The organism is Luteirhabdus pelagi (assembly GCF_016827595.1).
Lineage (GTDB): Bacteria > Bacteroidota > Bacteroidia > Flavobacteriales > Flavobacteriaceae > Luteirhabdus > Luteirhabdus pelagi.
In genome coordinates, this window is record NZ_JAECMS010000001.1 from 495876 (window position 1) to 519931 (window position 24056).

At 41.5% G+C, this 24056-nt stretch carries 22 protein-coding genes; 5 read left to right on the forward strand and 17 right to left on the reverse strand.

Annotated elements, in window-relative coordinates:
- Positions 1-24: 24 nt before the first annotated feature.
- From I4Q58_RS02260 to I4Q58_RS02300, 9 genes are all read right to left on the reverse strand, one after another.
- Positions 25-1191: an acyl-CoA dehydrogenase family protein gene (locus I4Q58_RS02260; RefSeq protein ID WP_203293282.1), complete on the reverse strand. Its 1167-nt coding sequence runs from the start codon at positions 1189-1191 to the stop codon at positions 25-27.
- Positions 1192-1252: 61 nt separating this feature from the next.
- Positions 1253-2128, reverse strand: a complete 876-nt coding sequence (locus I4Q58_RS02265; RefSeq protein ID WP_203293284.1) for a helix-hairpin-helix domain-containing protein — start codon at positions 2126-2128, stop codon at positions 1253-1255.
- Between the two features lie 61 nt (positions 2129-2189).
- Positions 2190-3821 (reverse strand): alanine/glycine:cation symporter family protein, encoded by a 1632-nt coding sequence (locus I4Q58_RS02270; RefSeq protein WP_203294340.1) that lies wholly within the window; start codon positions 3819-3821, stop codon positions 2190-2192.
- Between the two features lie 97 nt (positions 3822-3918).
- Positions 3919-4929, reverse strand: a complete 1011-nt coding sequence (locus tag I4Q58_RS02275) for a potassium channel family protein (protein WP_203293286.1) — start codon at positions 4927-4929, stop codon at positions 3919-3921.
- On the reverse strand, positions 4926-5153 hold the full coding sequence (locus I4Q58_RS02280; protein WP_203293288.1) for a PspC domain-containing protein: 228 nt from the start codon (positions 5151-5153) through the stop codon (positions 4926-4928). The genes I4Q58_RS02275 and I4Q58_RS02280 overlap by 4 nt, the downstream gene beginning before the upstream one ends.
- 43 nt (positions 5154-5196) lie before the next feature.
- Positions 5197-6468: a DUF2851 family protein gene (locus I4Q58_RS02285; RefSeq protein WP_203293290.1), complete on the reverse strand. Its 1272-nt coding sequence runs from the start codon at positions 6466-6468 to the stop codon at positions 5197-5199.
- A 46-nt stretch (positions 6469-6514) separates the two neighbouring features.
- Positions 6515-6880 (reverse strand): DUF202 domain-containing protein, encoded by a 366-nt coding sequence (locus I4Q58_RS02290; RefSeq protein ID WP_236002801.1) that lies wholly within the window; start codon positions 6878-6880, stop codon positions 6515-6517.
- Between the two features lie 114 nt (positions 6881-6994).
- Positions 6995-7576, reverse strand: a complete 582-nt coding sequence (locus tag I4Q58_RS02295; RefSeq protein WP_203293292.1) for a hypothetical protein — start codon at positions 7574-7576, stop codon at positions 6995-6997.
- A 31-nt stretch (positions 7577-7607) separates the two neighbouring features.
- Positions 7608-8585 carry a PLP-dependent cysteine synthase family protein gene (locus I4Q58_RS02300; RefSeq protein ID WP_203293294.1) on the reverse strand — a complete coding sequence of 326 codons (978 nt, stop codon included), beginning with the start codon at positions 8583-8585 and terminating at the stop codon, positions 7608-7610.
- Between the two features lie 258 nt (positions 8586-8843).
- On the opposite strand from I4Q58_RS02300, the gene I4Q58_RS02305 reads away from it, so the two are divergent.
- Positions 8844-9497, forward strand: coding sequence for an OmpW/AlkL family protein (locus I4Q58_RS02305; RefSeq protein WP_203293296.1), 654 nt, complete (start codon positions 8844-8846; stop codon positions 9495-9497).
- Positions 9498-9558: 61 nt separating this feature from the next.
- Here the strand turns inward: I4Q58_RS02305 and I4Q58_RS02310 are convergent, their stop codons facing one another.
- Positions 9559-10794 (reverse strand): ABC transporter permease, encoded by a 1236-nt coding sequence (locus I4Q58_RS02310; RefSeq protein ID WP_203293298.1) that lies wholly within the window; start codon positions 10792-10794, stop codon positions 9559-9561.
- A 4-nt stretch (positions 10795-10798) separates the two neighbouring features.
- Here I4Q58_RS02310 and I4Q58_RS02315 point away from each other — a divergent pair, with 4 nt between their 5' ends.
- Positions 10799-12043: an exo-beta-N-acetylmuramidase NamZ family protein gene (locus I4Q58_RS02315; RefSeq protein WP_203293300.1), complete on the forward strand. Its 1245-nt coding sequence runs from the start codon at positions 10799-10801 to the stop codon at positions 12041-12043.
- Positions 12044-12096: 53 nt separating this feature from the next.
- Here the strand turns inward: I4Q58_RS02315 and I4Q58_RS02320 are convergent, their stop codons facing one another.
- Together I4Q58_RS02320 and I4Q58_RS02325 are read right to left on the reverse strand one after the other, a co-directional pair.
- Entirely contained in the window at positions 12097-12588 is a 492-nt protein-coding gene (locus I4Q58_RS02320) for a YkgJ family cysteine cluster protein (protein WP_203293302.1), read from the reverse strand.
- 43 nt (positions 12589-12631) lie between these two features.
- Positions 12632-13168 (reverse strand): DUF2059 domain-containing protein, encoded by a 537-nt coding sequence (locus tag I4Q58_RS02325; RefSeq protein WP_203293305.1) that lies wholly within the window; start codon positions 13166-13168, stop codon positions 12632-12634.
- A 47-nt stretch (positions 13169-13215) separates the two neighbouring features.
- Between I4Q58_RS02325 and I4Q58_RS02330 the strand changes: the two genes are divergently transcribed.
- Positions 13216-14001: a membrane metalloprotease gene (locus I4Q58_RS02330; protein WP_203293307.1), complete on the forward strand. Its 786-nt coding sequence runs from the start codon at positions 13216-13218 to the stop codon at positions 13999-14001.
- A 1-nt stretch (position 14002) separates the two neighbouring features.
- On the opposite strand, the gene I4Q58_RS02335 is transcribed toward I4Q58_RS02330, so the two are convergent.
- Genes I4Q58_RS02335 through I4Q58_RS02350 form a run of 4 tightly spaced genes read right to left on the reverse strand, consistent with a single transcriptional unit; the run spans position 14003 to position 20921 of the window.
- On the reverse strand, positions 14003-15673 hold the full coding sequence (locus tag I4Q58_RS02335) for an amidohydrolase (protein ID WP_203293308.1): 1671 nt from the start codon (positions 15671-15673) through the stop codon (positions 14003-14005).
- Positions 15674-15714: 41 nt separating this feature from the next.
- The gene (locus I4Q58_RS02340; protein WP_203293310.1) at positions 15715-16059 is read right to left on the reverse strand and encodes a thioredoxin family protein; all 345 of its coding nucleotides are present in this window, start codon (positions 16057-16059) and stop codon (positions 15715-15717) included.
- Between the two features lie 2 nt (positions 16060-16061).
- Complete coding sequence (locus I4Q58_RS02345; protein WP_203293312.1) at positions 16062-17849, reverse strand: TonB-dependent receptor; 1788 nt, start codon at positions 17847-17849, stop codon at positions 16062-16064.
- Positions 17850-17900: 51 nt separating this feature from the next.
- Positions 17901-20921 (reverse strand): tetratricopeptide repeat protein, encoded by a 3021-nt coding sequence (locus I4Q58_RS02350; protein ID WP_203293314.1) that lies wholly within the window; start codon positions 20919-20921, stop codon positions 17901-17903.
- A 149-nt stretch (positions 20922-21070) separates the two neighbouring features.
- Between I4Q58_RS02350 and I4Q58_RS02355 the strand changes: the two genes are divergently transcribed.
- Both I4Q58_RS02355 and I4Q58_RS02360 read left to right on the forward strand, forming a co-directional pair.
- Positions 21071-21535, forward strand: coding sequence for a hypothetical protein (locus I4Q58_RS02355; protein WP_203293316.1), 465 nt, complete (start codon positions 21071-21073; stop codon positions 21533-21535).
- Positions 21536-21589: 54 nt separating this feature from the next.
- The gene (locus tag I4Q58_RS02360) at positions 21590-22273 is read left to right on the forward strand and encodes a cell division ATP-binding protein FtsE (protein ID WP_203293318.1); all 684 of its coding nucleotides are present in this window, start codon (positions 21590-21592) and stop codon (positions 22271-22273) included.
- A 108-nt stretch (positions 22274-22381) separates the two neighbouring features.
- On the opposite strand, the gene I4Q58_RS02365 is transcribed toward I4Q58_RS02360, so the two are convergent.
- Positions 22382-24043, reverse strand: a complete 1662-nt coding sequence (locus I4Q58_RS02365) for a S8 family peptidase (protein WP_203293320.1) — start codon at positions 24041-24043, stop codon at positions 22382-22384.
- Positions 24044-24056: the final 13 nt, after the last annotated feature.

Below are 24056 nucleotides of genomic sequence, written 5' to 3' on the forward strand. Positions count from 1 at the left end.
TGGGGCTGAAATTTAGGTTTTACATTATGTGGCCGGCTTATAATCCTTGCCGTCGATGATCATCTTGGCAATAATTTCCCGCAGAATTTCTGAAGTTCCACCGCCAATCGGACCTAATCGACTATCGCGTAGGTTTCGGGCCAATGGATATTCTTCAATATAGCCATAACCGCCTAACATTTGAAGGCAATCGTAGGCTACCTCATCCGATACTTTTGTTGAAATAAGCTTGCTCATAGACGCCTCCTTCACCACATATTCGTTTTGTCCCAATCGTTTGGCCGTAACATAGTTAAATGTTTTTACCACCTCTACTTCACTCGCCAACTGTGCCATTTTGTGTCGCAAAGCCTGAAACTTATCGATTGTTCTTCCGAAGGCTTCACGATCTTTCATATAGCCAAGGGTATATTCGATAGCCCATTCGCTTCGAGCGTGGGCATTGATTCCCATGATCAGTCGCTCTAAAGCAAAATGCTGCATGATATACGGAAAGCCACTTTTCTCTTCACCCAACAGATTCTCTGCAGGAATCTTCACATTATCGAAGGCAATTTCACCGGTATCACTGGCACGCCACCCGAGTTTATCCAATTTGGTGGCACTGATGCCTGGCGTATCCCTATCCATAATGAACATGCTAATCCCCTTGTTCCCTAGTTCCGGGTGTGTTTTGGCAGCGACGATAAGATAATCGCTGTATATACCATTCGTAATAAAGGTCTTCGAACCATTTAGGATATAATGATCGCCTTCCTTCACCGCAGTGGTGCGCATGCCTGAAACATCGCTCCCTCCAAAAGGTTCGGTAATACACAAGCAACCGATCTTTTCACCCGTAATACTCGGTGGCATATATTTTTCCTTAATGGCATCGCTTCCTTCGGCATTTAAATGTGTCATTGCCAAATATGGGTGCACCCACATAGCGGCCGCAAAACCACCGCTATTCACGCGCTGTAATTCCTCTAGGTAAATGACCATATAAAAAATATCAAGGTCAAGTCCGCCATACTTTTCGGGATATGAAATTCCGAAATACCCCATCTCTCCCATCTTTTCCCAGATGAACCGATCGATGGTCCCGGTTTCTTCCCACTTTTCTATGTGTGGTACTACTTCCTTCTGAAGGAATTCGCGAAAGCTTTTTCTGAAAAAATGATGCTCTTCTGTAAAATACATGTCATTCATGAACTGCAATTTTTTTATTGGAAGCCATACCCTGAAATTTGCTGAAGGCATGATCTGGAATTTATTCAGCATACAAATATAACTGAAATAGTGTTAATTTTCTTTGGTCGATCGTCGCTAATACCGAAAGTTCTGAAAGATCGTTCACACGTTCCCGTAATCGCCTGAATTCCCATATTTCCTTAGCGGTTTCAAACGATATTCCGGGAATGGTAGCAAGGTCGGAGGCGGAAGCCGTATTCAGGTTCATCCGTTCGATGGGTTTGGGTGTTTTTACGGTGAACTGTTGCTGCACTTTTTCTATCACATCTGCTCTTAGTCCGTATACTTCATGGAGTTGAATATCGGCCGAAAAGCCGCCTAACTTATTCCTGTATTTTACAATACGTTCACTCAGCGCTGGCCCAATACCGTAAACCTGCTGAAGCTGCTCGGCTGTTGCGACATTAAGATCTATTTTTTCGGTATAAGATTTTTCAACATAGGAATTCTTTTGAGTGAAGGTAGCTTTTCGCGGTTTGTTCACCCATTCTGGAAATTTGAAGTAGGGACTAATCCTATCCAATAAAGAATCTGAAACCATCGTCACTTTTTTGAAATCGGCTGCAGCGTTGATCCACTTTCCTTCTGCACGATATTTCAACAATCGGTCGTGTTCTTCAGCAGAAAGCCCTAATACATATGCCCTATAATCTGTAATGAAATTTGGGTTGAAGGGATATAGCTTCGGGGAACTTTTGGCTAGTTTGATTCGCTTTAAGGAATCGACATGACGCTGAAGGGATACAATCTCAGGAGATGTAATGTCGAGAGTCATTTCTTCCGAAGGCTTCACTTTGGAATACCAGAAAAGCAGTACTATGATAACAACTACCAAAGAAAAAATCCCACCTCGTTGGTTCCTATTGAACTCGAGATGGGATTTCCAGTTTCGCATGACGCAACAACTTAAGTTGCTGGGGAGTCATTTTACTGTATTAGTGCAAAGTACGAAATTTTTACATATGCTTCGTAAGGTCGTCTGCTCCTTCGTCTAAAGCATCTTCCTTTTTGTTGATAGCATTCATATATTTTTTCAATTCTTTTCGAATTACAGGTGTCAAGAACATAACCCCAATGATGTTTGGCACTACCATGGCAAAGATCATCGCATCTGAAAAGTCGATTACAGAACCTAAACTAATAGAAGCTCCAATTACCACGAATATCAAGAATAGAACCTTATATACTAAGTCGGTTACTCTACCGCGGCCGAAAAGGAATTTCCATCCTTGCATTCCGTAGTATGACCAAGAAATCATTGTAGAGAACGCAAAAAGGATTACCGCCACCGTTAGGATTACCGAGAAGTGCGGAATTACGGTATCGAAGGCCGAGGCCGTAATTTCAACACCTTCTGTAATCGGCGTTCCGTATTCTAAGAAACCAGCATCGTAGTTTGTTATAATAATTACCAAGGCTGTCATAGTACAGATTACCACTGTATCAACAAACGGCTCTAGAAGTGCTACGATACCTTCACTTGCAGGATACTTTGTACGTACCGCGGAGTGCGCAATGGCTGCAGAACCTACACCCGCTTCGTTCGAGAACGCTCCTCTACGGATACCCTGAATCATTACACCGATTAAACCACCGGCAATTCCAAGTCCAGAGAACGCTCCTTCGAAAATAAGTCCAAAGGCATCATCGATCAATGTGAAGTTCGCACCTAATATTATCAAGGCGGCCAATACATAGATACCAGCCATAAATGGAACGATTTTCTCTGTTACCGAAGCGATTCGCTTAATTCCTCCTATAATTACAATAGCTACCAAAAAAGCCATGATAATTCCGAAATACATACCAGCATTTTCATTTTGGAAATCGAATAGTTCAACAAACTGCGCTGCAGCCTGATTTGCCTGAAACATATTTCCGCCACCGAAAGAACCACCAATCACGAAAATGGCGAATAAAACCGCCAATACTTTTCCGACTCCAGCCAAGCTGCTGCTACGTTCTTTCAAACCTTTGGTGAGATAGTACATCGGTCCACCGTATACAGTTCCATCGGGACCAACATCACGATACTTTACACCCAATGTACATTCTGCAAATTTGGAAGCCATCCCTAAAAGTCCGGCCAAGATCATCCAGAATGTTGCTCCAGGACCTCCAATGGAAAGTGCTACCGCCACACCGGCGATATTCCCTAGTCCTACGGTTGCTGAAAGCGCTGCGGTTAGTGCTTGAAAGTGGGAAACCTCTCCTTCGGCACTATCGTCGCGAATAGTTTCAATTATATTTTCACCCTCATTTGGGGTTTGGTCGCCATATAAGGTATCGGCGCCGTGTTTTTCAATGTCTTCGTACTTTCCTTGGACTACTTTAATCGCTGTCCAGAATCCGGTAAAGTTTATCAGTTTAAAATAAATAGTGAAGTACAATGCACCTCCTATCAATACGATTAGCACCCATGGAATTTGAAAGGTATCGGAGAAGGGTATCTCGTAAAAAATAGCTTCTACAAACCATCCGGTATAGTCACTAAATACCTTATCAATTTTTTCTGAAGTACTTAATTCCTGTGCAAAAAGCATCAGTGGTGAAAGCACTGTAAATAGTGAAAGAAATAATTTCCTCATCATAGATTTTTAGTTGATTTTCTGTTTTTAGCCGCGACAATATGCTAAAAAAAATGCCCAATTCAAATAAATAGGGCGCTAAATAGTTAACATAATCTTAAACGTTATATAATTCTTTAAGGTTTTTAATCTGATTCGGCCTTCCGATTAAAATAAGTTTGGAATCCTTTTTCAACTTCATAGATGGATCTGGGTTCACGATATATTCGCCATCCGACGACTGATACCCTATTACCGAACAACCTGTTTTTTTACGGATATCTAAATCCAAAATAGCGCGTTCCTGACCGTCGGGACAAAAATGGCTAAACGGCACCTGCTCTACGTTTATACTATCCATTTCACCAGAAACGGAAAGGTTATCCAGAAACTCCACCAAATCTGGGGTTACCACTAAATTTGCCATATGGTCGCCCCCAATCTTATCGGGCATGATGACATTATCGGCTCCTGCCAGTTTCAGTTTTTGATAACTGGTCTCTTCGGTTGCCCGACTGATAATCTTTAGGTCTTTTTTCATCTGTCGGGCAGACAATACGACAAACAAATTGTCGGCGTCGCTCGGTAATGCACATATTAAAGTAGAAGCTCTTTCAATTCCAGCTTTCTGAAGCGTTTCATCTTCGATAGCATTCCCCTGTACAAATGGGATATCCAGTTCCTGCAAACGTTCGATAATCTCTTCCGCCATTTCCACGACCACAAACGATTGTTTATAATCCTGAAGTTTCTCTACTGCCTGTTTTCCATTTCGGCCGTAGCCACAGACAATAACATGATTTTTTAGCGAATTGATTTGTTCCTGCACTTTCTTCTGTTTAAAATTTCCAATATTGCTTTTACTCAAAAGGTATTCGGTAATGACGGAGATGGCATACCCCACTATAAAGATACTCGAAATGATGAGGATGGATGTAAAAATCTTTTCGGGCGGACTCATCGGTTTAACGGCTCCATATCCAACAGTCGTAATGGTGATGACCGTCATATAGATAGCATCGACCCACGTATAATCGGAAAAAAAGCGATATCCGAATACTCCAGCCATAAAAACGGCCAATAATAGCAGCAAGGCTCCCGTTATTTTGGAACGTACGAGTCTAATCATAAATCGAAAACGGAAGTTCGTTTGGCATATACCAGATCTTTTAACCGTAACCAAAATGCCAACGTAAGGTAAATAGCGAAGCCCACCCCAAAGGTGGCGAAGCTAACGTAAATAAAAAATAAACGTACGTTCTTCACCCGCATTCCCAATCGATCGGCCAAGCGAGAGGAGACGTAAAATCCGTGTCGCTCCAAATAATGGCGTATGTTATATACCAAAGACATTTCCCTGCAAATTACAGAATTTCCACGAATTATTATAAGTGTTTTAAGGCTTTAAAAGGCTTGCCCCAATGGCGCAATCTAAGCACTTACTTCGAATGCAATACTGATTATATAGTTGAAGCAATGCCTGACTCTCCATGGCAGAAGCTACTGGAAGTTGAAGTTTTTTGAAGCGTTTTATGATGGTATTGGTTTCGGGTTTTAGGTGAAGCGAAAACGCGACTATTGTTTCTGGGTCTTCTGTAAACCGATGCTTCGCATATTGAAATTTGATAGGAAGAACGGCGTTAATGAGAAGCAAATCGATAAAGGAGTTTGATAGGCTTTTTTCTTTGGGTGAAGAAGTGGTGCCAAAATTGAAATGCATCTTCCAATAGTCGGAAGGACTTACGGAAAAGAAGGCATATGCCTCTTCGCTATTTTTCAACTGCATACACGCATCGAAAAGTCGGTCGTGTTGGTGAAGCAATGCTGCAAATTGGGCAAGTCGGAGTGTAGGAAAGTTAGGGGGTCGTAGTCTTGAAAATTTCGGGATTTGTTGAACGGTTGGTGAAAGCTGAAACTTCTGACAGAGATAGGCATATTCATTTTGAAGTTCTAGATAGTATTCGTCTTTCAAATCTTTCACTAAGAGACCTGCCATACCGAAAAGCAAGGCTTCCAGCTGAAACAAATTCGATTTTGTTTTTTGAAGCACTTCATAGGAAAGCAAACGGGCGATAAGACTAAAAGGTTCTCGGTTCACCTTCAACCCAAAAGAGATAAGCAATCGCCTGAGAAAGATGGCTTCCCAGTGGTAGTGACTTTTACTCAATTCTGTTTTAATTGGAGTCGCCTTCTCCTCTAGCCGTTCGATAAACAAACGTTCCAACCAATTTTTTAAGGTGAATTCAGATACGGTAGCAATCATGTCCTGACACGGAATCCAATTTCGATTTACTTCAAAGAGTTTTTGGTATTGTTGAAGCATTGTTGAATCCAAATAATTTTTCAACTCCAGCGTAGGGATAGCACTTCCATCCTTTCGAAATATATCCTTATCATAATCGTATACTACATGCAAAATCACCGAATCGTAAGCAGGGTCACTTTCATGACCGTGCGCGTACCAATCGGAAGCACGAAGGTGAATCTCTACATTTCCCGCCCATTTTTGGGTATCAATTTGAAGGGAGGCATTAAAAAAATCGGGGCCACTGTTATGATTGTGCTGTCCAGGTGACTTTATTTCAATCGTTTCACCCGAAACGGTTTGAAGGCTTAATTTGCTAAACTTTTGATACTTCCAGATAAAATGAAGAAACTCCTCGCGCATAACCTTATAAGATTGTGCTGGGGAGCGAGACTAGTAAAATACGAAATTAATCGCTTTCCTTAACTTTTTTTATGGGATCCTCGGGATGAATATCGGTGAAGAGAATACGGTTCCATTTACGAAGACGGCGTGTTAGGGAAATATATCGAACAATTCCGACTGCCAAAAACACGACACATGCAAAAAGGGCTATGTAGCCTAACCAGCGAATGCTTCTAAAGTCTTCTAGACCCAAAAGTGCCAGTCCGCCCAACAATAGATAAAGGGATGCCCGAACATAGGCTAAAAACGTTCGTTCGTTTGCCAATTTTGTCCGTTCCAAAGCCAAAATCTCCCGAGCATTGACCGGAAGTGGCTTGGTTCGAAGGTATTTAAATAGTTTTTGTGCTGGTCGTCGAATGGTGTCTTTCAAAATAGTGACGCATTGATGAAACGTTCACTAAGGTAGTAAAAATAGAGGGTAGGTGCAATGAACGATTCTTTAAAGAAATGAAAAATCAATTAATATCACTCCCCGCTTTAATGATTAGTAATACTCAAAAACCTCTTCTACTTCAATTATTTCGTAGTTATAAACCTGATTTTCCTCATCGTAAGATGTCGGGTGCCTTCTAGAATACCTCCTCACCAATTTATCATCTACAATTTCGAATATGGCAATAAACTCATCCCCAAACAAATAACTATTATTATACTCAGGATATCTTTCAATTCTAAAGGTATTTTCGTCTAACATTTTAAATGACGCGTAGAAATTAATCCCTACACCTTCTTCATCACAATAATATTCTTGAATATAGTCTGGATTGTTTGGGTGTGAAGTAGACAATGTAACCGATAGAAAGCTTAATTGATAGTGTATGCTATTATCATGTAACAACTTAAATGAGGTATTTCCTAAACATTCAAATTCTTCTATCATATCCGTCGAGGAAACACCATCTAAATTAAAATCGAATTCCATTGGAAGGTTAAAATGCACTCTTTTCCATTCTTTATTCATCAAAAAGGAGAAGTCGTACTCTTGAGAGTCTTCAGAATTCGGAGAACATGAAAAAAGTAATAAAAATGGTATTAAGAAAAGGTTATTCAGTCTTCTAACTTTCATTATAGTTCACTTAAGCATTCATTACAACTCACTATATAAACCCCTGCTGCTTCATCCACTCATCGTTGTAGATCTTGGCCACATACCGACTACCATGATCGTGAAACAAAACAACGATTACATCATCTTCATTAAAATGTTCCTTCAACTGGTGAACACCTTTCATGGCAGCACCGGCGGAGTTTCCTAAGAACATCCCTTCTTCTTGTGCCAATTTACGCGTCCATAGCGCCGCTTCTTTATCGGTGACCTTGGTAAACCCGTCGATAATATCAAAATTCACGTTCTCGGGAAGAATATCCTCACCGATGCCCTCAGTGATATAGGGATAGATTTCATTTTCGTCAAACTCCCCTGTTTCATGGTATTTCTTGAACACGCTACCATAGGTATCGATTCCCCAAACTTTCACGTTAGGGTTTTGTTCCTTTAAGTATTTCCCCACTCCACTGATGGTTCCACCGGTACCCACACCTACTACAAAATGTGTGATTTTTCCATCGGTCTGTTCCCAGATTTCAGGACCTGTACTTTCGTAATGCGCTTTGGTATTGCTGGGGTTATCATATTGATTTACATACCAACTATTGGGTGTTTCTTCCGCCAGTCGTTTGGAGGTACTGTAATACGACTGTGGATCGTCTGGCGCCACATCGGTTGGACAAACGATAACTTTACTTCCCACGGCACGAAGGATATCCATTTTCTCTTTGGATTGCTTATCGCTAATTACGCAGATCATTTTGTAGCCTTTTACGATAGCGGCTAGTGCCAATCCCATTCCGGTATTTCCGCTAGTACCTTCAATGATGGTTCCGCCAGGCTTCAATCGACCATCGGCTTCGGCATCCTCTATCATCTTAAGTGCCATCCGATCCTTTACCGAATTACCAGGGTTGAAAGTCTCATATTTGGCAAGGACTTTTCCGGGGATGCCCTCTGCCAGTTTATTGATTTGCACCAAAGGGGTATTGCCTATGGTTTCCAGTATGTTTTTTGCGTATTTCATGGCGTGTTTTTGCAGCGGCAAATGTACGTAATTTTAAAGGAAATGTAGAAGTCTAGAACAGGGTTTCCTCCTTCCCCTTATCCTTCAATTTTCTGATACATAAACAGCTACGGAGATATCGGAAAATATATGCCATCACATCACTATTGCATAGGTTGAAAATCTTCCTAATTGTGATAATTGTCATATCTCCAGCTGAAATTGGAGACTACTTTTGCAAGTGTTAAAAACACTATTAACCATTCTAAATATAGTATTATGAAAAAAGTGATTTTTGGATTATTCCTTTCATTCGTGATTCCGTTCAGTGCCATGAGCCAAGACAACGAGGCAGCTGCTTCCAACGAATTTTCTCCTTGGCAATTTCGATTGCGTGGTGTAGTTGTTACGCCAGACGAAAGTGCAACGATTGATGTTATTGGTGGCGACGCCGAAATTTCTACCACTGTCATCCCTGAATTGGACATTACCTATTTCTTCACCGAAAACATCGCTGCCGAATTAATTTTAGGTACTACCAAGCATGATGTAACAGCCATTGATACCGCTGTAGGCGATATTGATTTAGGCTCCATTTGGTTGCTGCCACCTACTTTAACCGCTCAATATCACTTTACTGGCGGCAATTTGAAGCCTTATGTTGGGGCTGGTATAAACTATACTATTTTTTGGGGTGCCGATGAGGGACCTGTAGCAGACGAGGTAAGTTATGATAACAACATAGGTTTTGCTCTTCAAGGAGGATTGGACTACAGCTTCAACGACCATTGGTTTATCAATGCTGATGTGAAAAAACTATTTCTCAGCACCGATGCTACTGTAGATGCTACGACAGCTCTAGGAGCAACCGTTGGGGCCGAAGTAGACATCAATCCGTGGCTTATCGGTTTAGGGGTTGGCTATCGCTTATAATATATCGATAGTTTGAAATCTCGTGAGCTCGTGGTTGCAACAACTACGGGCTCGTTTCATTTTACTCGAATCGCATCGCCTTTACAGGAGAAATACGCGAAATGATATAGGAAGGAATCAGCAACATCAACAAGCAGAGCAGAAAGGTTCCGACATTAAGAAAAATAATATAGCTGATATCAAGATACACTGGTGCCTCCGATACATAATAAGTGTCTGGATTCAACGGAAATAGTTTGAAATATTTCTGCGCGAACAGCAATCCCAATCCGATTACATTTCCCCAAAACAGTCCAACCCCGATCAAATACATCGCATTGTACAAAAACACTTTCCGGACACTCCAATCGGAAGTACCCAATGCTTTTAGAATTCCGATCATCTGCGTGCGTTCCAAGATTAAGACTAATAAGGCCGTTATCATGTTGATGCCCGCCACCAAAATCATAATCCCTATAATAAGTGCGATGTTGAAATCGAATAGGTCCAACCACTCAAAGATGCTTCCATACTTTTCACGAATAGTCTGCGAATCTAAAGTACTTGCCGTTTGATCGTATACGGCATTGCCGATAGCTTGGATATTATCAAAGTCGTTGACGAATACTTCAAAAGCGCCAATCTGATCGTCTTCCCAATTGTTTAAGCGTTGGATATGACGAATATCGGCTATCAAAAATTGTTCGTCGAACTGTTGAAAGCCACTATTGTAAATGCCTACCACGTCGAACCCTCGACTTCTGGCACGCTCGTTATTTCCATCTTGCATAAAATACGTGACCACCTTATCGTCTAACTTCAATTGTAGCCGGTTGGCCAAATATTCCGATATCAGGATTTCACTGTTTAGGTTATCGCTATAATTGGGTAAACGACCTTCCGTTAGGAACTCATCAAAATACTGCCAATCGAAATCGTCTCCAACCCCTTTCACCACAATTCCTTCAAAGTCGGTTTCAGTACGGATAACCCCACTTTTCAAGGCGGTAACCTGTACATGAGAAACCCCTTCAACAGCATCAAAATTTGGATAAAAGTCCTGGTTTTTGGAAATCGGCTGCTGCGAATCGTTGGAATAATTGGTGTCGAAATTAGAGATAATGATATCGCCATTAAAGGCCGAAACCTTCTCGTGAATCTTTTGTTGCAATCCGACGCCCGTCGCTATGCTAACCAACATCATGATGATGCCCAAAGCGATTGCAGTGATGGCAATTTTAATAATCGGAGCCGAAACACTACTTTTATAATCCTTGGACGCAATGATGCGTTTTGCTATGAAAAATTCCAGATTCACCTATATGACAACTTTGCTCAAAAATACACTTTTCGCATTGCTATTACTGACATTTTCCTGTGGAAATCATCCTTCACAAGAAAGTGAAAAGCCTATGGCCGATATTTCCAAAGATTCTATTGCCTCCGTCGAAAATGTCGACCAGCAGCAACCCATCCGAACTGGGGCCGATCAAGAATCAAAATACCTTCCGCTTTTAAAGAACAAGAAAATTGGTGTGGTAGGCAATCAAACCTCTATTGTTGAAGTAGAGGGAGAACAGCTTCATTTGGTGGATCGGTTGGTTTCAAAGGGAATCGATATCAAAAGTGTCTTTGCTCCGGAACACGGCTTTCGCGGTACCGCCGATGCTGGTGAAGTGGTGAAGGATGGCATAGATACCAAAACCGGAGTGCCGATTGTTTCCCTTTATGGAAACAACAAAAAACCTTCCGCAGAGCAGTTGAGCGGTATCGATATGATGGTGTTTGATATTCAGGATGTGGGGGCGCGATTCTATACCTATATTTCAACACTTCACTACGTGATGGAAGCCTGTGCTGAAAACAACATTCCGTTGTTGGTATTGGATCGTCCGAACCCTAATGGCCATTATATTGACGGTCCAATCTTGGAAATGAAACATAAAAGTTTTGTCGGCATGCATCCAGTACCTGTAGTTCATGGCATGACTATAGGTGAATATGCCAACATGATTAACGGAGAAGGGTGGTTGAATAAAAATGTTAAATGTAACCTTACCGTCATTCCCGTTGAAAATTACGACAAGGAAATGCAATATAGCTTACCGGTGAAGCCTTCCCCCAACTTACCCAATGATACGGCAATCAACTTATATCCAAGTCTGTGTTTCTTTGAGGGTACCATCGTAAGTGCAGGTCGGGGTACCGATATGCAGTTTCAGGTTTTTGGAGCTCCTTCCCTTCCGAAGGAATACTTTCCCTTCACCTTCACCCCACAACCGAATGAAGGTGCCAAATACCCAAAGTTTAAAGGCGAAAATTGTAACGGATTGGATTTGCGTGAAACTAGGAGATTAGACAAATTGAATTTGGAATGGTTGATTGAAGCCTATGTCGGCTATGGCAAGAAGTCTAGTTTTTTCAACGATTTCTTTGTGAAATTGGCAGGAACTGAAAAATTGCAACAGCAAATTGAAGAAGGCTATACCTATCCCGAAATTCGTAAGGAATGGTTGCGCGATTTGGAAGTGTATGATAAGATGCGACAGCCGTATCTGCTTTATTGATTGGCCTTTTAGACCCGCAGGGTGCTTTAGACCCTGCGGGTCGACGATAGATATTATTTAAGTCGTTTTTTCATTTCCTCCACGATATTGAAAGCGGCTGGACAGATGGCAACATTCTTCATAGTGAGGTTTGAAATCTGTTGAAATTTCTTTCGGTCGGTATGCGGAAACTCCCGACATGCTTTGGGTCTTACGGGATAAATACTACAATAATTATCAGGTCCTAGAAAGGTACAAGGAACTTCCTTCAGTACATAATCGTTTTCTTCATCGATGCGAAGGTAGGTGTCGATAAATTGACTGGGCTTCATTCTGAAGTGCTTCGCGATACGCTCAATATCTTTTTGGGTGAAGAGTGGTCCCGTAGTTTTACAACAATTGGCGCATTCCAAACAATCGGTTCGTGAGAATTCGTCGGCATGCAATTCCTGCATTAGAGAATCGAGGTGCTTCGGAGGCTTTTTCTTCAGTTTTTTGAAGAATTGCTTGTTCTCCTTTGCCACATCGGCGGCACGTTGGGGTAACTGACGAATTATTTCGTCCATAGAAATGAATTGAAGATTTCTACAAAGGTAATGGAACAGGTTTTTATTGCTTCGGAGTGTAACCTTTTTCAATAAGAGCGTCCATCGTATCGCGGTAAAGGTCACTACTCCATTTCTCAGAAATAGCAGCAATATCGGTAGAAAGTGCTGTATGTGTCGACGATATCTTTTGGGCGACAGGTGTTTGGAAAAAATCTGAAATGGCTTCCTGTTGTGCTGTCGACAACTTATTTGGGTCCTTTACCAATTGTTGGCCGGCATCGGTTTGGTAAAACAATAACATCGATTGGATTTCTTCCTCTGTAAAATGCTTCTCATAAACGGGAATAAGCAATTGTAACATAGCGAGAACCTGCGCTTCCTTTTCAACTTTCAACTCGCTCCAGACATTTTCTGCAATAGTATCCTCAAATTGCGAAGGCAGCATAAGCAACAGATTGTCATATGCTTCATTATACTGACGTTGTGTGCCATTAACTTCAAAATAATCTATAAGCAGTTGTTGCGAAATCGTTTCTTGGGCATTCCCGGAATACCAAATCATCATAAAAAGCGTTAAAAACAAAACCTTTGTTTTCATACTACAACTGTAACGGTTATGTTTGTTAAAAATACAAAAAATTGAACATGAACTCCTTTGCCCCTAAAATTCTACTTCTATTTAGTTTACTTTTCGTTCTAGTTTCATGTAAAAAAGATGATGATGGTGCTTCCAACGATCCAACTGCTGAGAACAAAAAAGCGTTGGGGCGTTCTGCGGAAGATTTATTGAACGAAGCTCCTTATTCTAACCTAATCATTGAAATTGCCCATACACCAGCAACACGTCCTACCGAGCAGACATTGTCTTCACTAGAGCAGTTTTTAGAAGCTCGGTTAAACAAGCCTGGCGGGGTCAGTATTGTAGAAACCAATATTGGGTTTCCAACCGGGAGTCCGTATACCACTGACGAGATTCGTGATATAGAGGATGCTAATAGAACGCAGTTCACGGAGGATGGGACAATAGCGGTTTTTGTACTGTTTATTGATGGCCAGTCTAATAACGACACCGATACGTCGGTAACACTCGGAACCGCGTATAGAAATACCTCGATAGTAATTTATCAGCAAACATTACAAACGCTAATAGCCAATAATCCAGCAAGTTCGTTGGAAGTTTTAGAAAGCACCACCGTTCAGCATGAATTTGGACATCTGCTAGGATTAGTTAATATCTTGGAAGATGATATCCATGATAATCATGAGGATCCTTCAAATGGACGTCACTGTGTGGTTGAAAATTGTTTAATGTATTTTGAAGCAAATAACATACAGCGAAGCGTCCTACAACGGTTTCTTCAAAGCAGAAGCAATGTGCCCCAGCTTGATCCTTTGTGTATCGAAGACCTTCAGGCGAAAGGTGGATTATAATCTAATGACGCGTTTCAGTTTCTGTTGAAGTGACAGCTTCCACGTGAGCACCGTAAACCTTTTCACCGTTTATAAAAGTTGCTACCACTTTGATTTTCGGAATACTGTCCTCTGGAACTTCCATGATATTACGATCTAGTACTGTGAAGTCGGCAAACTTTCCTTTCTCCAAACTCCCTTTCTCCGAATCTTCGAAATTCGAATAGGCGGCCCATTGCGTCATACCGCGAAGCGCATCTTTTCTGCTAAGAGCATCTTTCTTTTGAAAGCCACCTTCAGGATAGTGCTGTAGGTCTTTACGAGCCACTGCAGCATAGAATGTATACATGGGGTTCACTTCTTCCACCGGAAAATCGGTTCCCAACACAACTATTCCAGCATTGTCCAGTAAGGTTTGGTATGCATAGGCTCCTTTAATCCGATCTTCCCCTACCCTATCCTCGGCCCAGTACATATCGCTGGTAGCGTGGGTAGGTTGTACGGAAGGAATAATATTTTTAGAAAAGTGATCGAAGTCGCCGTTGCTTACAATCTGTGCGTGTTCAATTTTCCAACGAGCACCTTCTTCTCCTTTTAATGCTTTTTCATAAGCGCGAATTACAGCAATATTAGCAGAATCTCCAATAGCATGCGTGTTCATCTGGAAACCTGCTGTGGCGATGCGCCTAGCGAGCATTTCCAAGCTGTCTGCCTCTGTTACCATAGCACCGAAATGCCCCTCTTTATCGCTATAGGGTTGGCGCATCGCCGCACCACGTGACCCTAACGCACCATCGGCATACACTTTCACGGAACGGACATTCAGTCGATCGGTTTTAAAAGGCCCTTCACTTAAGTAATAGTCTAAATTATCTTTCGAGTTACTGACCATAGCATAGATGCGCATTTTCAGATCGCCCGATTGCTGTAAACTGTCAATCAATTCGATTACGTCTCGATTTAACCCTGCATCGTTGATGGTAGTAAGGCCGTTTTTCAGACAGATTTCCTGAGCATCCATCAAAGCCTGAATGTTGAACTCACGCGTTGGCTTTGGGAAGGAATCTTCCACCAAAAGCATTGGGTTATCGATAAGGATTCCGGTTAGTTCGCCGTCGAATTTTTCTATTTCACCACCCTCCGATTTCGTTTCATTTGTAATACCGGCAATTTCCAAGGCTTTATTATTCGCAACCATTGCATGCCCATCGATCCGTGTTAACGCTACAGGCGTATCAGGAAATAAGGAATCTAATTCTTTTTTCGTTGGAAATTCCTTCATCTCCCAATCGTTCTGGTCCCAACCGCGACCAATAATATAGTCCATCTGTTTCTCCTGCTGAAACGCTTGTACTCTTTCCAGAACTTCGTCATAGCTTTGTGTTCCGACAAGGTTTATTTGCTGAAGCACGGTTCCCAAGCCATAGAAATGCGCATGACCATCATACAAACCGGGTACAATCGTTTGTCCTTTGGCATCATAGGTTTCTGCTATGGAATATTTCAGCTCTAGTTCGGGTTTTAAACCGAGTTCCAATATCTTACCATCCTTCACTACAAAGGCTGAAGCTTCAGAAAAAGAATCATCTACGGTATAAATCGTTGCATTTTTCACCAATAAATCGGCAGGTACTTTTTCGGGAGCACAGCTAAGCATTAAAATCAGTGCACCAAAGAAGAAAATATTTTTCATGGTCGGAAATTTTCAGCAAAAATAGGGAAAGCGTCTTTATTCTAGCCTTCTTCCGAAGCATTCTTCCAAAGGGAATAAATTCTAGCCACAGCGGACTCAAATTGAGGCAAACTAACATTTCGATTTTCGCGTATCACTTCCCTCCCATCAAAAAGCACCAATATAGTCGGCGCTGAAAACACCATATGCTTGGCGGCTATTTCAGGCGTTTCGGAAACCTTCACCTCGAGTGGTACCATATCCGGAAATTGATTTTTAACCATATCAGAAACTTTTTGTCGAAGAATCTGACACACTCCGCAGGTATTGGAAGAAAAATAAAGCAGTATAGGTTGATGCGATTGAATGGATTGTTCAACCGATTCGTAATTCGTAATAACCTTCATGATTACCAATCGAATTTATAAGTAGCACCTAGCAAGCCTTGAATGCCTTGTACCGGAAAGTTATCCCATTTCTCATAATTATCATTGAGTAGGTTGCTTCCTTTAACGAAAATGTTCAATCGTTCGGTAATTCTATATCCTAGGTGAAGATTGGCATCCAAATAGGCATCCAGGGTTCGTTCTTCTGGTTGAATACTGGACTCCGGACTAATCGCAAAACGAATGCTTTCACGTTCTCCTACGAAAAACAAGGAGGCACCTCCATATAGCTTTTCGGTAATTTCAAAATTCGAATACAAGGATGCTTTCAACATAGGTAAATTGTAGGCCTCGTCGAGTGACTCGGTGTCGTAGCTAAAAAATTCACCCGTGATTCCCAGCGAGAAATTTTCATTAGGTTCCACCTTCAACTCTCCAAAAATGGACAAGGTATTCATGTCGTCGTATACAATTCCAAAAGAATTTCCATAGCGATAGCCTTCATCAAGATTTGTCCCAACGGCGGGAACCTGACTGTAGAAAAATGGGCTGTTTTCATCTTTTCCATAGCTTGCACGAAGATTATAGCCAACCGAATTGGTCAGTTTCCCTTTGATTCCCGCAAAACCTTCATATAAATTGCTTGTGGGCACAATCCCTTGGGTTGGTGATATAAACGGATTTGTTTCCTTGAATTGATAATAAGTATTCTGCTCCAAACCGCCTTCGGCACCACCGTAGGCAATTAACAGTTCATCGACCAGTCGATAGGAGGCCTGAATCTGTGGATAGATATAAAAGTCGGACGCGCTATTCTCTAGGTCCAAGCCGGCTACTAAAGTTGCTCCTATGGATAGTGAAAGATCTTCATCGGTATACTCCAATGCTGGCGTTACCCCAGCCAACAACGTATTATAAGCTATTCCCTGGTCCGAAAAATAGGATTTTTCAAAACTTCCCGTAAGATAATCAACATCGCCTTTCACCGATATAGCAAAATCGGTTAATGGAAATCGAAATTCTGGGCTAGCGGTGATATTAAATTCGGAACTGGAAAAGGCGTCGCCCGTGTACCGCAACTTGGCAGAAACCTTCTCAAAAAAGGAATCATCTACTAATATGCTACCTCCAAGATAGCCTCCGTAATACGACTGTTGTGGGTCTATTGTATTGATAAAATCAGGATCTGGAATAAAGGTTGGATCAACATTATAATAACCATACCAATTATAAATCTCATGTTCGATTCCCCCTTCTAGATGATAGGAGGTATAACGCTGACGGCTGGTATAATGACCGTCAAGTTGGGTGTCGTAGAATTTGTTTTCCAATAATACGCCATCGATGTCGCCTTGCGATGAATTATGTCGAAAATAAAATCCCGCATTATCGGTTCTGCTAATCTCAAAATTGCTGTAGAGCTCAGCCAAAATACTGGTATAGCTTCCAAAACCTAAGGTTGCGTAGCTGTCATAAACAGTAACCGGTTTTGCCTTTTCTACCGTTTCGGCCTTTCCTTTTGCGGGCGTGAAGGTTGACGCTACCGGAACCGAAAAAATTTGATACTCCACTTCCTTTTTTTGCGTCACTACCGAATCGTTGAGTACCGGTGTTTCCATTACCTTAAAAGCATCACTGATAGTTGGGGTATACGGTTTCACGATATTGACCACCTCGGTTCCAAGATCGTTTTCTTCCTCTCCTTCTTCTTGGGCCATCAACGTTCCGGATCCAAGAAAAAGAAACGTTATGGTTACGAGTGAAAAATGAAAATAGCTACGATTCGTTAGCTTCTGATATAACTTATGCATTGAATTCATGAATTCGAACATAGAATGAATTTGATTTTTTTGAGTGATGAATTAGTTGCCTTCGGTTTCTACCGAAGCATTAGTCTTGGCTTCCGTTGCTTTAATGGCTGTCAGTTCTGTTTGTGCTTCTTCCACGATATCAGGGAAATCGGTGAAATTATTGATCACATTTTCCAAAATATAGGTCGCCTGATAAGCATCGTCCAACGCATAGAAATTCTTCGCCATCAAGACCAAGCCCATAGCGCCAAATCGCTTATAGCCCGAATAATCTTTTGCCAATAACTGCACGGCTTCATTTGAAGCTTTATAGTTTCCATTTTGATGTTTGAAGTATGCATCATAATACAAAGCCTCGGCTGCTAACTTTCCGGTCGCCATCTTTCGTACCTCAGCATACGCCTTTTCAGCCTTCACCTCGTCGCCTGTCTGCATGGCGGCTCGAGCGATAATAATTTGCGCATCGCTTTTTATGGAAGTATCCACTTTTGGATTGTTCAGTACTTTTTCAGCATAGGTAACCGCCTCTCCATATTGCTTCAACTCATAATGCGCTTTCATACTGTTCGTTTGCGCAAAGATGATATTCTGTGGAAAATCTGCCTCGGCTTCCAAACGTTTCAAGTTCGTCAGTGCTTTCTGGTAATTATCTTCGGCAAGATATACCTCTGAAATTCGCGCCAAGGCTTGCTCGGTAAACTCGCTTCGCTCTTTATTCACCACAAATTCATAGTGCGGTTCTGCTTTCTGCCAAGAATTGTTGGCGAAGTACAACTGACCTAAATAGAAATGAGCTTCCAATGCATGCTTGCCATTCGGGAAATCGTTCAAATAGTCTTCAAAGCGACGGATCGCCACTTCCGATTTATTCTCCAAATAGGGTTGTTCGGCTGCTTGATAGGTAGCATCGTCCAATTCGGCATTCTGTACCTCCACGAAATCCAATCGACTTACCCATTCGGCATACTCGTTTACACGCCCTTGATCGATGTAAATCAACTTCGCCGACGACACCGCTTGCATGGCTTCAGGTGTTGCGGGATATTCGTTTGCCACACGTTTGAAGAGCGTCAAGGCTTCATTACTATTACCCGTATTATCCAGAATCAACGCTTTTTTCATCAACGTCTTCGCTATATAACTGCTGTTTGGCATATCGCGGATAAGTCGGTCGTAGGTTTTCAACGCATCGGCATTTCTGTCCTGGGCTACGTAGGTATTCCCCAGTTCATACAAAGCATCATCCTTATATACAGAATTCGGAAAATCGGAAACAAAAGACTGCAGGCCTTCGATTTTCTGATCTACTCTATCCACAAAACCATAGCTGATCGCTTTTTGGAAACTTGCATAATCCTTATCAGGGGTGTTTTTTGAAATGGCCTCGTTATAGTTTTCCATCGCTGGCCAATACTGGCTGGTGACGAAGTAGCTATCGCCCAACCGAAGATAGGCGTCGGTTGTTCGGGCGCCATCGGACGAATTGGACTGGAGGAAGCCTTTGAAGTTTTCGATGGCGCCGGCATATTCCTTCAACTTAAATTGGTTGTACGCCAAATTGTACTGATAATTTTTCCATTCAGGCGTTCGAGAGGACTCCGGCAACTGACGAAACTGCTTGTAGCCAATCAATGCTTCTTCAAAATTAGAGGCCTGATAATCGCTTTCCGCTTTCCAGAAGGTTGCACGAGCTGTGTAATAGGCATCGCGTGGTTCTTTTAAACTTTTATTGAAGAGTGAAACCGCTTCACTGTAGTTACCTTCATTATACAATTCCAACCCTCTAAAAAAGGTTACTTTCTGATACGCTAACTTGTTTTCGAAACGTCGGTTATTTTCCAACAGCTCGATGGCGGCTTCATAGTTTTTAGAGGTGATATAAGAATCGATTAATAAATCCTGTAAGGCTTCATTGTTTTTATTATCAGGATAAGTTTCGATAAAAGAAAGTAGTACACTGGGCACACTTTCATAGCTATTTCCAATTTCATAGCTCAATTTCGCATAGTTTAAAAAAGCATCTTCTTGAATTTCTGAAGAAAAATCCATTTCCGAAGCATTCTTAAACGCGTTTAAGGCTTGCTGCTTCTGACCCAATTCGAGGTAGCTTTCGGCTAAATGGTAATATGCATTTTGGGCAACGGCATTTTTTCCATCGATAATTTTGTTGAATTCATTAATGGCTTGCTGATAGTCTCCTTGCTTGTAATAGGCATATCCTAATTGATAATAATCGGTATTGTTCCACTTCCCTCTTCTTCCCTTATATTCCTTTAAGTAAGGAATCGCTTCTGCATATTTTTCGAGGTTGAAGTAGCTCTCTCCTATAATCTTTGAAAGCTCGCTCCGCTCCTGCGGATTGCTTTGGTCGTATTGTGCTGAACCAAGGTCGATCGCCTTTTGAAAGTTTCCCAACTTAAAATTCATATCGGCCTGATAATAGGAAAGATCCTCGGCATAGCGCTCATCGCCCTGTATCGCCTCAAATTGTTGGTTTGCCTCTTGGTAGTCGTCACCTTCATACGCCATATAGCCTAAATAATACTTGGCTTGTGACCCATATTTTTCAGAATTACTAACTCTGTTGAAGTACTTTTTAGCTTCAGAATAGCGATTGCTCTTAAAATAAGCATACCCATTGTTGAAGTAGTAGCGCTCGCGTTCACTCCTAGGCAAATTTCCCTCATCTACCTTGTCGTACCATTTTCGTGCATAGGCATATTTTCCATTTTCGAAATAATAGTTCGCTACATTAATATAGGCATCGTTACGCTTGATACTCGTAGGATATTCTTCAACAAACTCCTCCATTAACTGATCGGCATCCTGTTGATTCAGTCGAACGGCACAATTGGCGATGTAGTATGCACAATCGCCAGCGATGCTTTCTTGATCGGTGGTTTGCTTCACCTTTGAAAAAAGGCTCTGGGCGGCTAAATACTGATTGTTATTATATAGCTCCAAGGCCTTACGATAATCGACTAGCTCGTGGGTGTCGACTGCTGTACGTTGGGCAAAGGAAAAAGTGGATATAAAAAGTGAGATTAGAATCACTGCGAGGTTGTGACGCATACGTAGGGGTTTTGAAAAACAAAAGTAATAGTTTGTCTCAGTTTTGAAAACGGAAAAAAGTAGCGATAAGTATGTTTTAAGAAAGGTTTAATACGCTCTTGAAAATTTCGAGTACCTTTAAAATTGAAAATCAACTTATGCTATTCACCATGAAATACCTTATTATACTTACGATCAGCTTTTTAACCTGTAGCGTTTCGGCACAACGTAATCCGTTTAAAAATCTTTCCGAACGCGATGGTAAAATTGGTATTGGTACCGAACGCCCAGATGAACTGCTTACCGTGAAAGGAAAAATCCATACCCAAGAAGTGTTGGTCGATCTCGATGGCGCGGTGGCACCCGATTATGTGTTTCACACGTATTTTGGTGAAAGTGACACGGAATTCTTGAATTACAGGATGCTAACCTTAGGTGAATTGAAAGCCTATATCGAAAAATACTATCATTTGCCGAAGGTTCCTTCTGCTGAAACGATGAAAAAAGAGGGAATGTCGCTGAAGGAAATGAATCTTTTGTTATTGGAGAAAGTTGAGGAATTAACGCTGTATACCCTAGAACAACAGGAACAGATTGAAGCCTTGCAAGAAAAACTTTCCAAACTAGAAGAATAACAATATTTTTGATGCGTTAACCCAATTGGACAACCCAAACTCTAGTTACCCACTATGTCGAAACCTGTTTTATTTTTAAAGGATGCCTCTATTTTTCAACGTGACAATCTGGTGCTCTCCGATGTCACTGTCTCTGTTGATGAAGGCGAATTCGTCTACCTAATCGGTAAGACCGGAACAGGAAAAAGTAGTTTTATGAAAACGCTGTATGGCGATCTTCCGCTTCAGAAGGGTGAAGGTGAAATCGTTGGCTTCGATTTGGCGAGTTTAAAGGAAAAGGATATTCCTTTTCTCCGGCGTAAATTGGGCGTGGTTTTTCAAGATTTTCAATTATTGAATGACCGTACCGTAAAGGATAATTTGAAATTCGTCCTCACCGCAACCGGTTGGAAGGACAAAAAGGAAATGGAATCCAAAATTGAAGAAGTATTGGGGAAAGTCGGGATGAAAACCAAAGCCTTCAAATATCCCTATCAACTTTCGGGAGGAGAACAACAACGGGTTGCCATTGCCCGAGCACTGCTTAACGATCCCGAATTGATTCTAGCCGATGAGCCTACTGGAAACCTTGATCCACAGACCAGTGTGGAGGTAATGGAAGTACTTCAGGAAATCAACAAAAATGGCAATACCATTTTAATGGCTACGCACGATTATGCGCTTCTTCTAAAATATCCATCCAAGACCTTAAAATGCGATGAAAATCAGATTTTTGAGGTGGTGCAGAAGACGGTTTAGATGCCATAGGCGGTAAGCTTTATGCTTTATGCATAAAGGTGGTAGGTGTTAGATACTGGAAAATAACAATACGCTTCCTTCTATTGACAACAGACTGCAGACTACCGGCTACCGACCATCGACTAATATTGACGGATCCCGCAACTTCAACTCGCATTCCGGGGCAAGGCTTGGATCAATTTTTAAGGAAATCTTTCCCGCTTTACCAGGCTTTAAAACGGTATTAGGTCCGAGTACAATTCTTTCCTTGGTCGTAAGATTCAGGGTACTACTTCCAGTAAATTTTTGGTTTTCAATTCTCACCTCTTCAGAATAAGTGGTCAGTCTAAAATCCCATCGACTAAAGTCTTGATTTGATATCGTGACGGTTTCACCCTCCTGTACCATTTGAAACACCATTTCAACCGCATCGCCTGTTTGTAGAATCCCGGCACCATAATTCCCTTTATATTTACTATTGTCGCCGATAGCATCTATGTTCATCGAAGTAAGTTTCAAAATTGATTCTATTTCATCTATGGCTAAACAAGGGTACAAGGAAAGCATTAATCCTACGGTCCCTGTCACCAAAGGTGCCGCTGGCGATGTTGCCTCCATTACATATTCAATAGTCCCTGAAGTAATATATTTTCCCATGGCTAACTGTCCAGGAACCGGGGCCAGTAAATCCACTTCTTTATTTAAGGTGGTAAGCGATGCCCCATAGCTAAAAGGTTCACTGAAAGTTGAGGTATCCTTAAATCCTATGGTTCGACCTAAAAAGCCCCGTATGTTTTCACCATATGGGTTGCCACTTTCTTCATACTTAATATTATCAGTGACCTTTGGAAACTTATAGCTCGCCGATGCCACTGAAATAACGTTATCATAAGATGCCGGATAATACAGTTTTTCACCTTTGGTTTTATTCCAATCCCTATTTCCCGATGCAGCTATAATTAAAGTCCCACTTCGATACATAGAATCGATAGCCTTTTGGCCGGATTCATAATAAACGCTTCCTACCCAACTACAATTTATAACTGGCACATCGAGCTGGGCAAGCTCTAACAATTGTTCAAAATCTTTAAATCTACCGTAGGAGGTAGAATAGATGGAACAATCGTAACAAACACCCGTGCTGCGATACCCATTATTACCTTGAGCGGCTGCAATTCCAGCGGTTCCAGAGCCGTGTGAGCCAGAGGGAATGGTGGGCGCGATAATCTTAACTTTATCCCTAAACTCAATACTACTAGTATCTATTTCTGCATCGGCAATTCCCAAAATGATCGCTCTAGAGCCTGTCGTATAATACCAGGCCTTGGGAAGTCCAAGAAAGTCGTAGTAATCCATCAGCACATCGTCACTTTCATTCTTACCAATAGTACTGGTAAGTCCATAGTCGTTGGGTTCAAAGATTTTCTGATCTTCTTCAGCCACCCGTTCTCCCGAAACAAAAATATGGGAGGCATTATCTAAGATATCTTCTAGAAACTCCTCCTTGTCGGCAATCACAAAAAACAATCTGCCATATTCCTTAGGGGTAGCATTTCGATACGTTTTTTTAAACACCTTCACACGGTAGTTGCCTAAAACGGATTTCAATTTTGCATCCATTCCTTTGTATTGAAGAATATCTTTCGTCGGTTCAAAATGTGGATTGAAAACCGAATCCTTGGCTTCTAAATAAAACCAATATTCCTTATCCTGTGCAAGTGTCGAAAAACTCGTCAGAATCAGACATACAATAAGGAAGGATGATAAATTGTAACGGAACGGATGCATCATGCAATTATACTAT

Coding starts and splice junctions, on each gene's coding strand:
- I4Q58_RS02315 (WP_203293300.1), top strand. CDS start 10,799: ATGACAACTTTGCTCAAAAATACACTTTTCGCATTGCTATTACTGACA.
- I4Q58_RS02275 (WP_203293286.1), bottom strand. CDS start 4,929: ATGATTAGACTCGTACGTTCCAAAATAACGGGAGCCTTGCTGCTATTA.
- I4Q58_RS02295 (WP_203293292.1), bottom strand. CDS start 7,576: ATGAAAGTTAGAAGACTGAATAACCTTTTCTTAATACCATTTTTATTA.
- I4Q58_RS02305 (WP_203293296.1), top strand. CDS start 8,844: ATGAAAAAAGTGATTTTTGGATTATTCCTTTCATTCGTGATTCCGTTC.
- I4Q58_RS02330 (WP_203293307.1), top strand. CDS start 13,216: ATGAACTCCTTTGCCCCTAAAATTCTACTTCTATTTAGTTTACTTTTC.
- I4Q58_RS02340 (WP_203293310.1), bottom strand. CDS start 16,059: ATGAAGGTTATTACGAATTACGAATCGGTTGAACAATCCATTCAATCG.
- I4Q58_RS02270 (WP_203294340.1), bottom strand. CDS start 3,821: ATGAGGAAATTATTTCTTTCACTATTTACAGTGCTTTCACCACTGATG.
- I4Q58_RS02345 (WP_203293312.1), bottom strand. CDS start 17,849: ATGCATAAGTTATATCAGAAGCTAACGAATCGTAGCTATTTTCATTTT.
- I4Q58_RS02280 (WP_203293288.1), bottom strand. CDS start 5,153: ATGTCTTTGGTATATAACATACGCCATTATTTGGAGCGACACGGATTT.
- I4Q58_RS02360 (WP_203293318.1), top strand. CDS start 21,590: ATGTCGAAACCTGTTTTATTTTTAAAGGATGCCTCTATTTTTCAACGT.
- I4Q58_RS02350 (WP_203293314.1), bottom strand. CDS start 20,921: ATGCGTCACAACCTCGCAGTGATTCTAATCTCACTTTTTATATCCACT.
- I4Q58_RS02265 (WP_203293284.1), bottom strand. CDS start 2,128: ATGCGAAACTGGAAATCCCATCTCGAGTTCAATAGGAACCAACGAGGT.
- I4Q58_RS02285 (WP_203293290.1), bottom strand. CDS start 6,468: ATGCGCGAGGAGTTTCTTCATTTTATCTGGAAGTATCAAAAGTTTAGC.
- I4Q58_RS02355 (WP_203293316.1), top strand. CDS start 21,071: ATGAAATACCTTATTATACTTACGATCAGCTTTTTAACCTGTAGCGTT.
- I4Q58_RS02325 (WP_203293305.1), bottom strand. CDS start 13,168: ATGAAAACAAAGGTTTTGTTTTTAACGCTTTTTATGATGATTTGGTAT.
- I4Q58_RS02260 (WP_203293282.1), bottom strand. CDS start 1,191: ATGAATGACATGTATTTTACAGAAGAGCATCATTTTTTCAGAAAAAGC.
- I4Q58_RS02335 (WP_203293308.1), bottom strand. CDS start 15,673: ATGAAAAATATTTTCTTCTTTGGTGCACTGATTTTAATGCTTAGCTGT.
- I4Q58_RS02300 (WP_203293294.1), bottom strand. CDS start 8,585: ATGAAATACGCAAAAAACATACTGGAAACCATAGGCAATACCCCTTTG.
- I4Q58_RS02320 (WP_203293302.1), bottom strand. CDS start 12,588: ATGGACGAAATAATTCGTCAGTTACCCCAACGTGCCGCCGATGTGGCA.
- I4Q58_RS02365 (WP_203293320.1), bottom strand. CDS start 24,043: ATGATGCATCCGTTCCGTTACAATTTATCATCCTTCCTTATTGTATGT.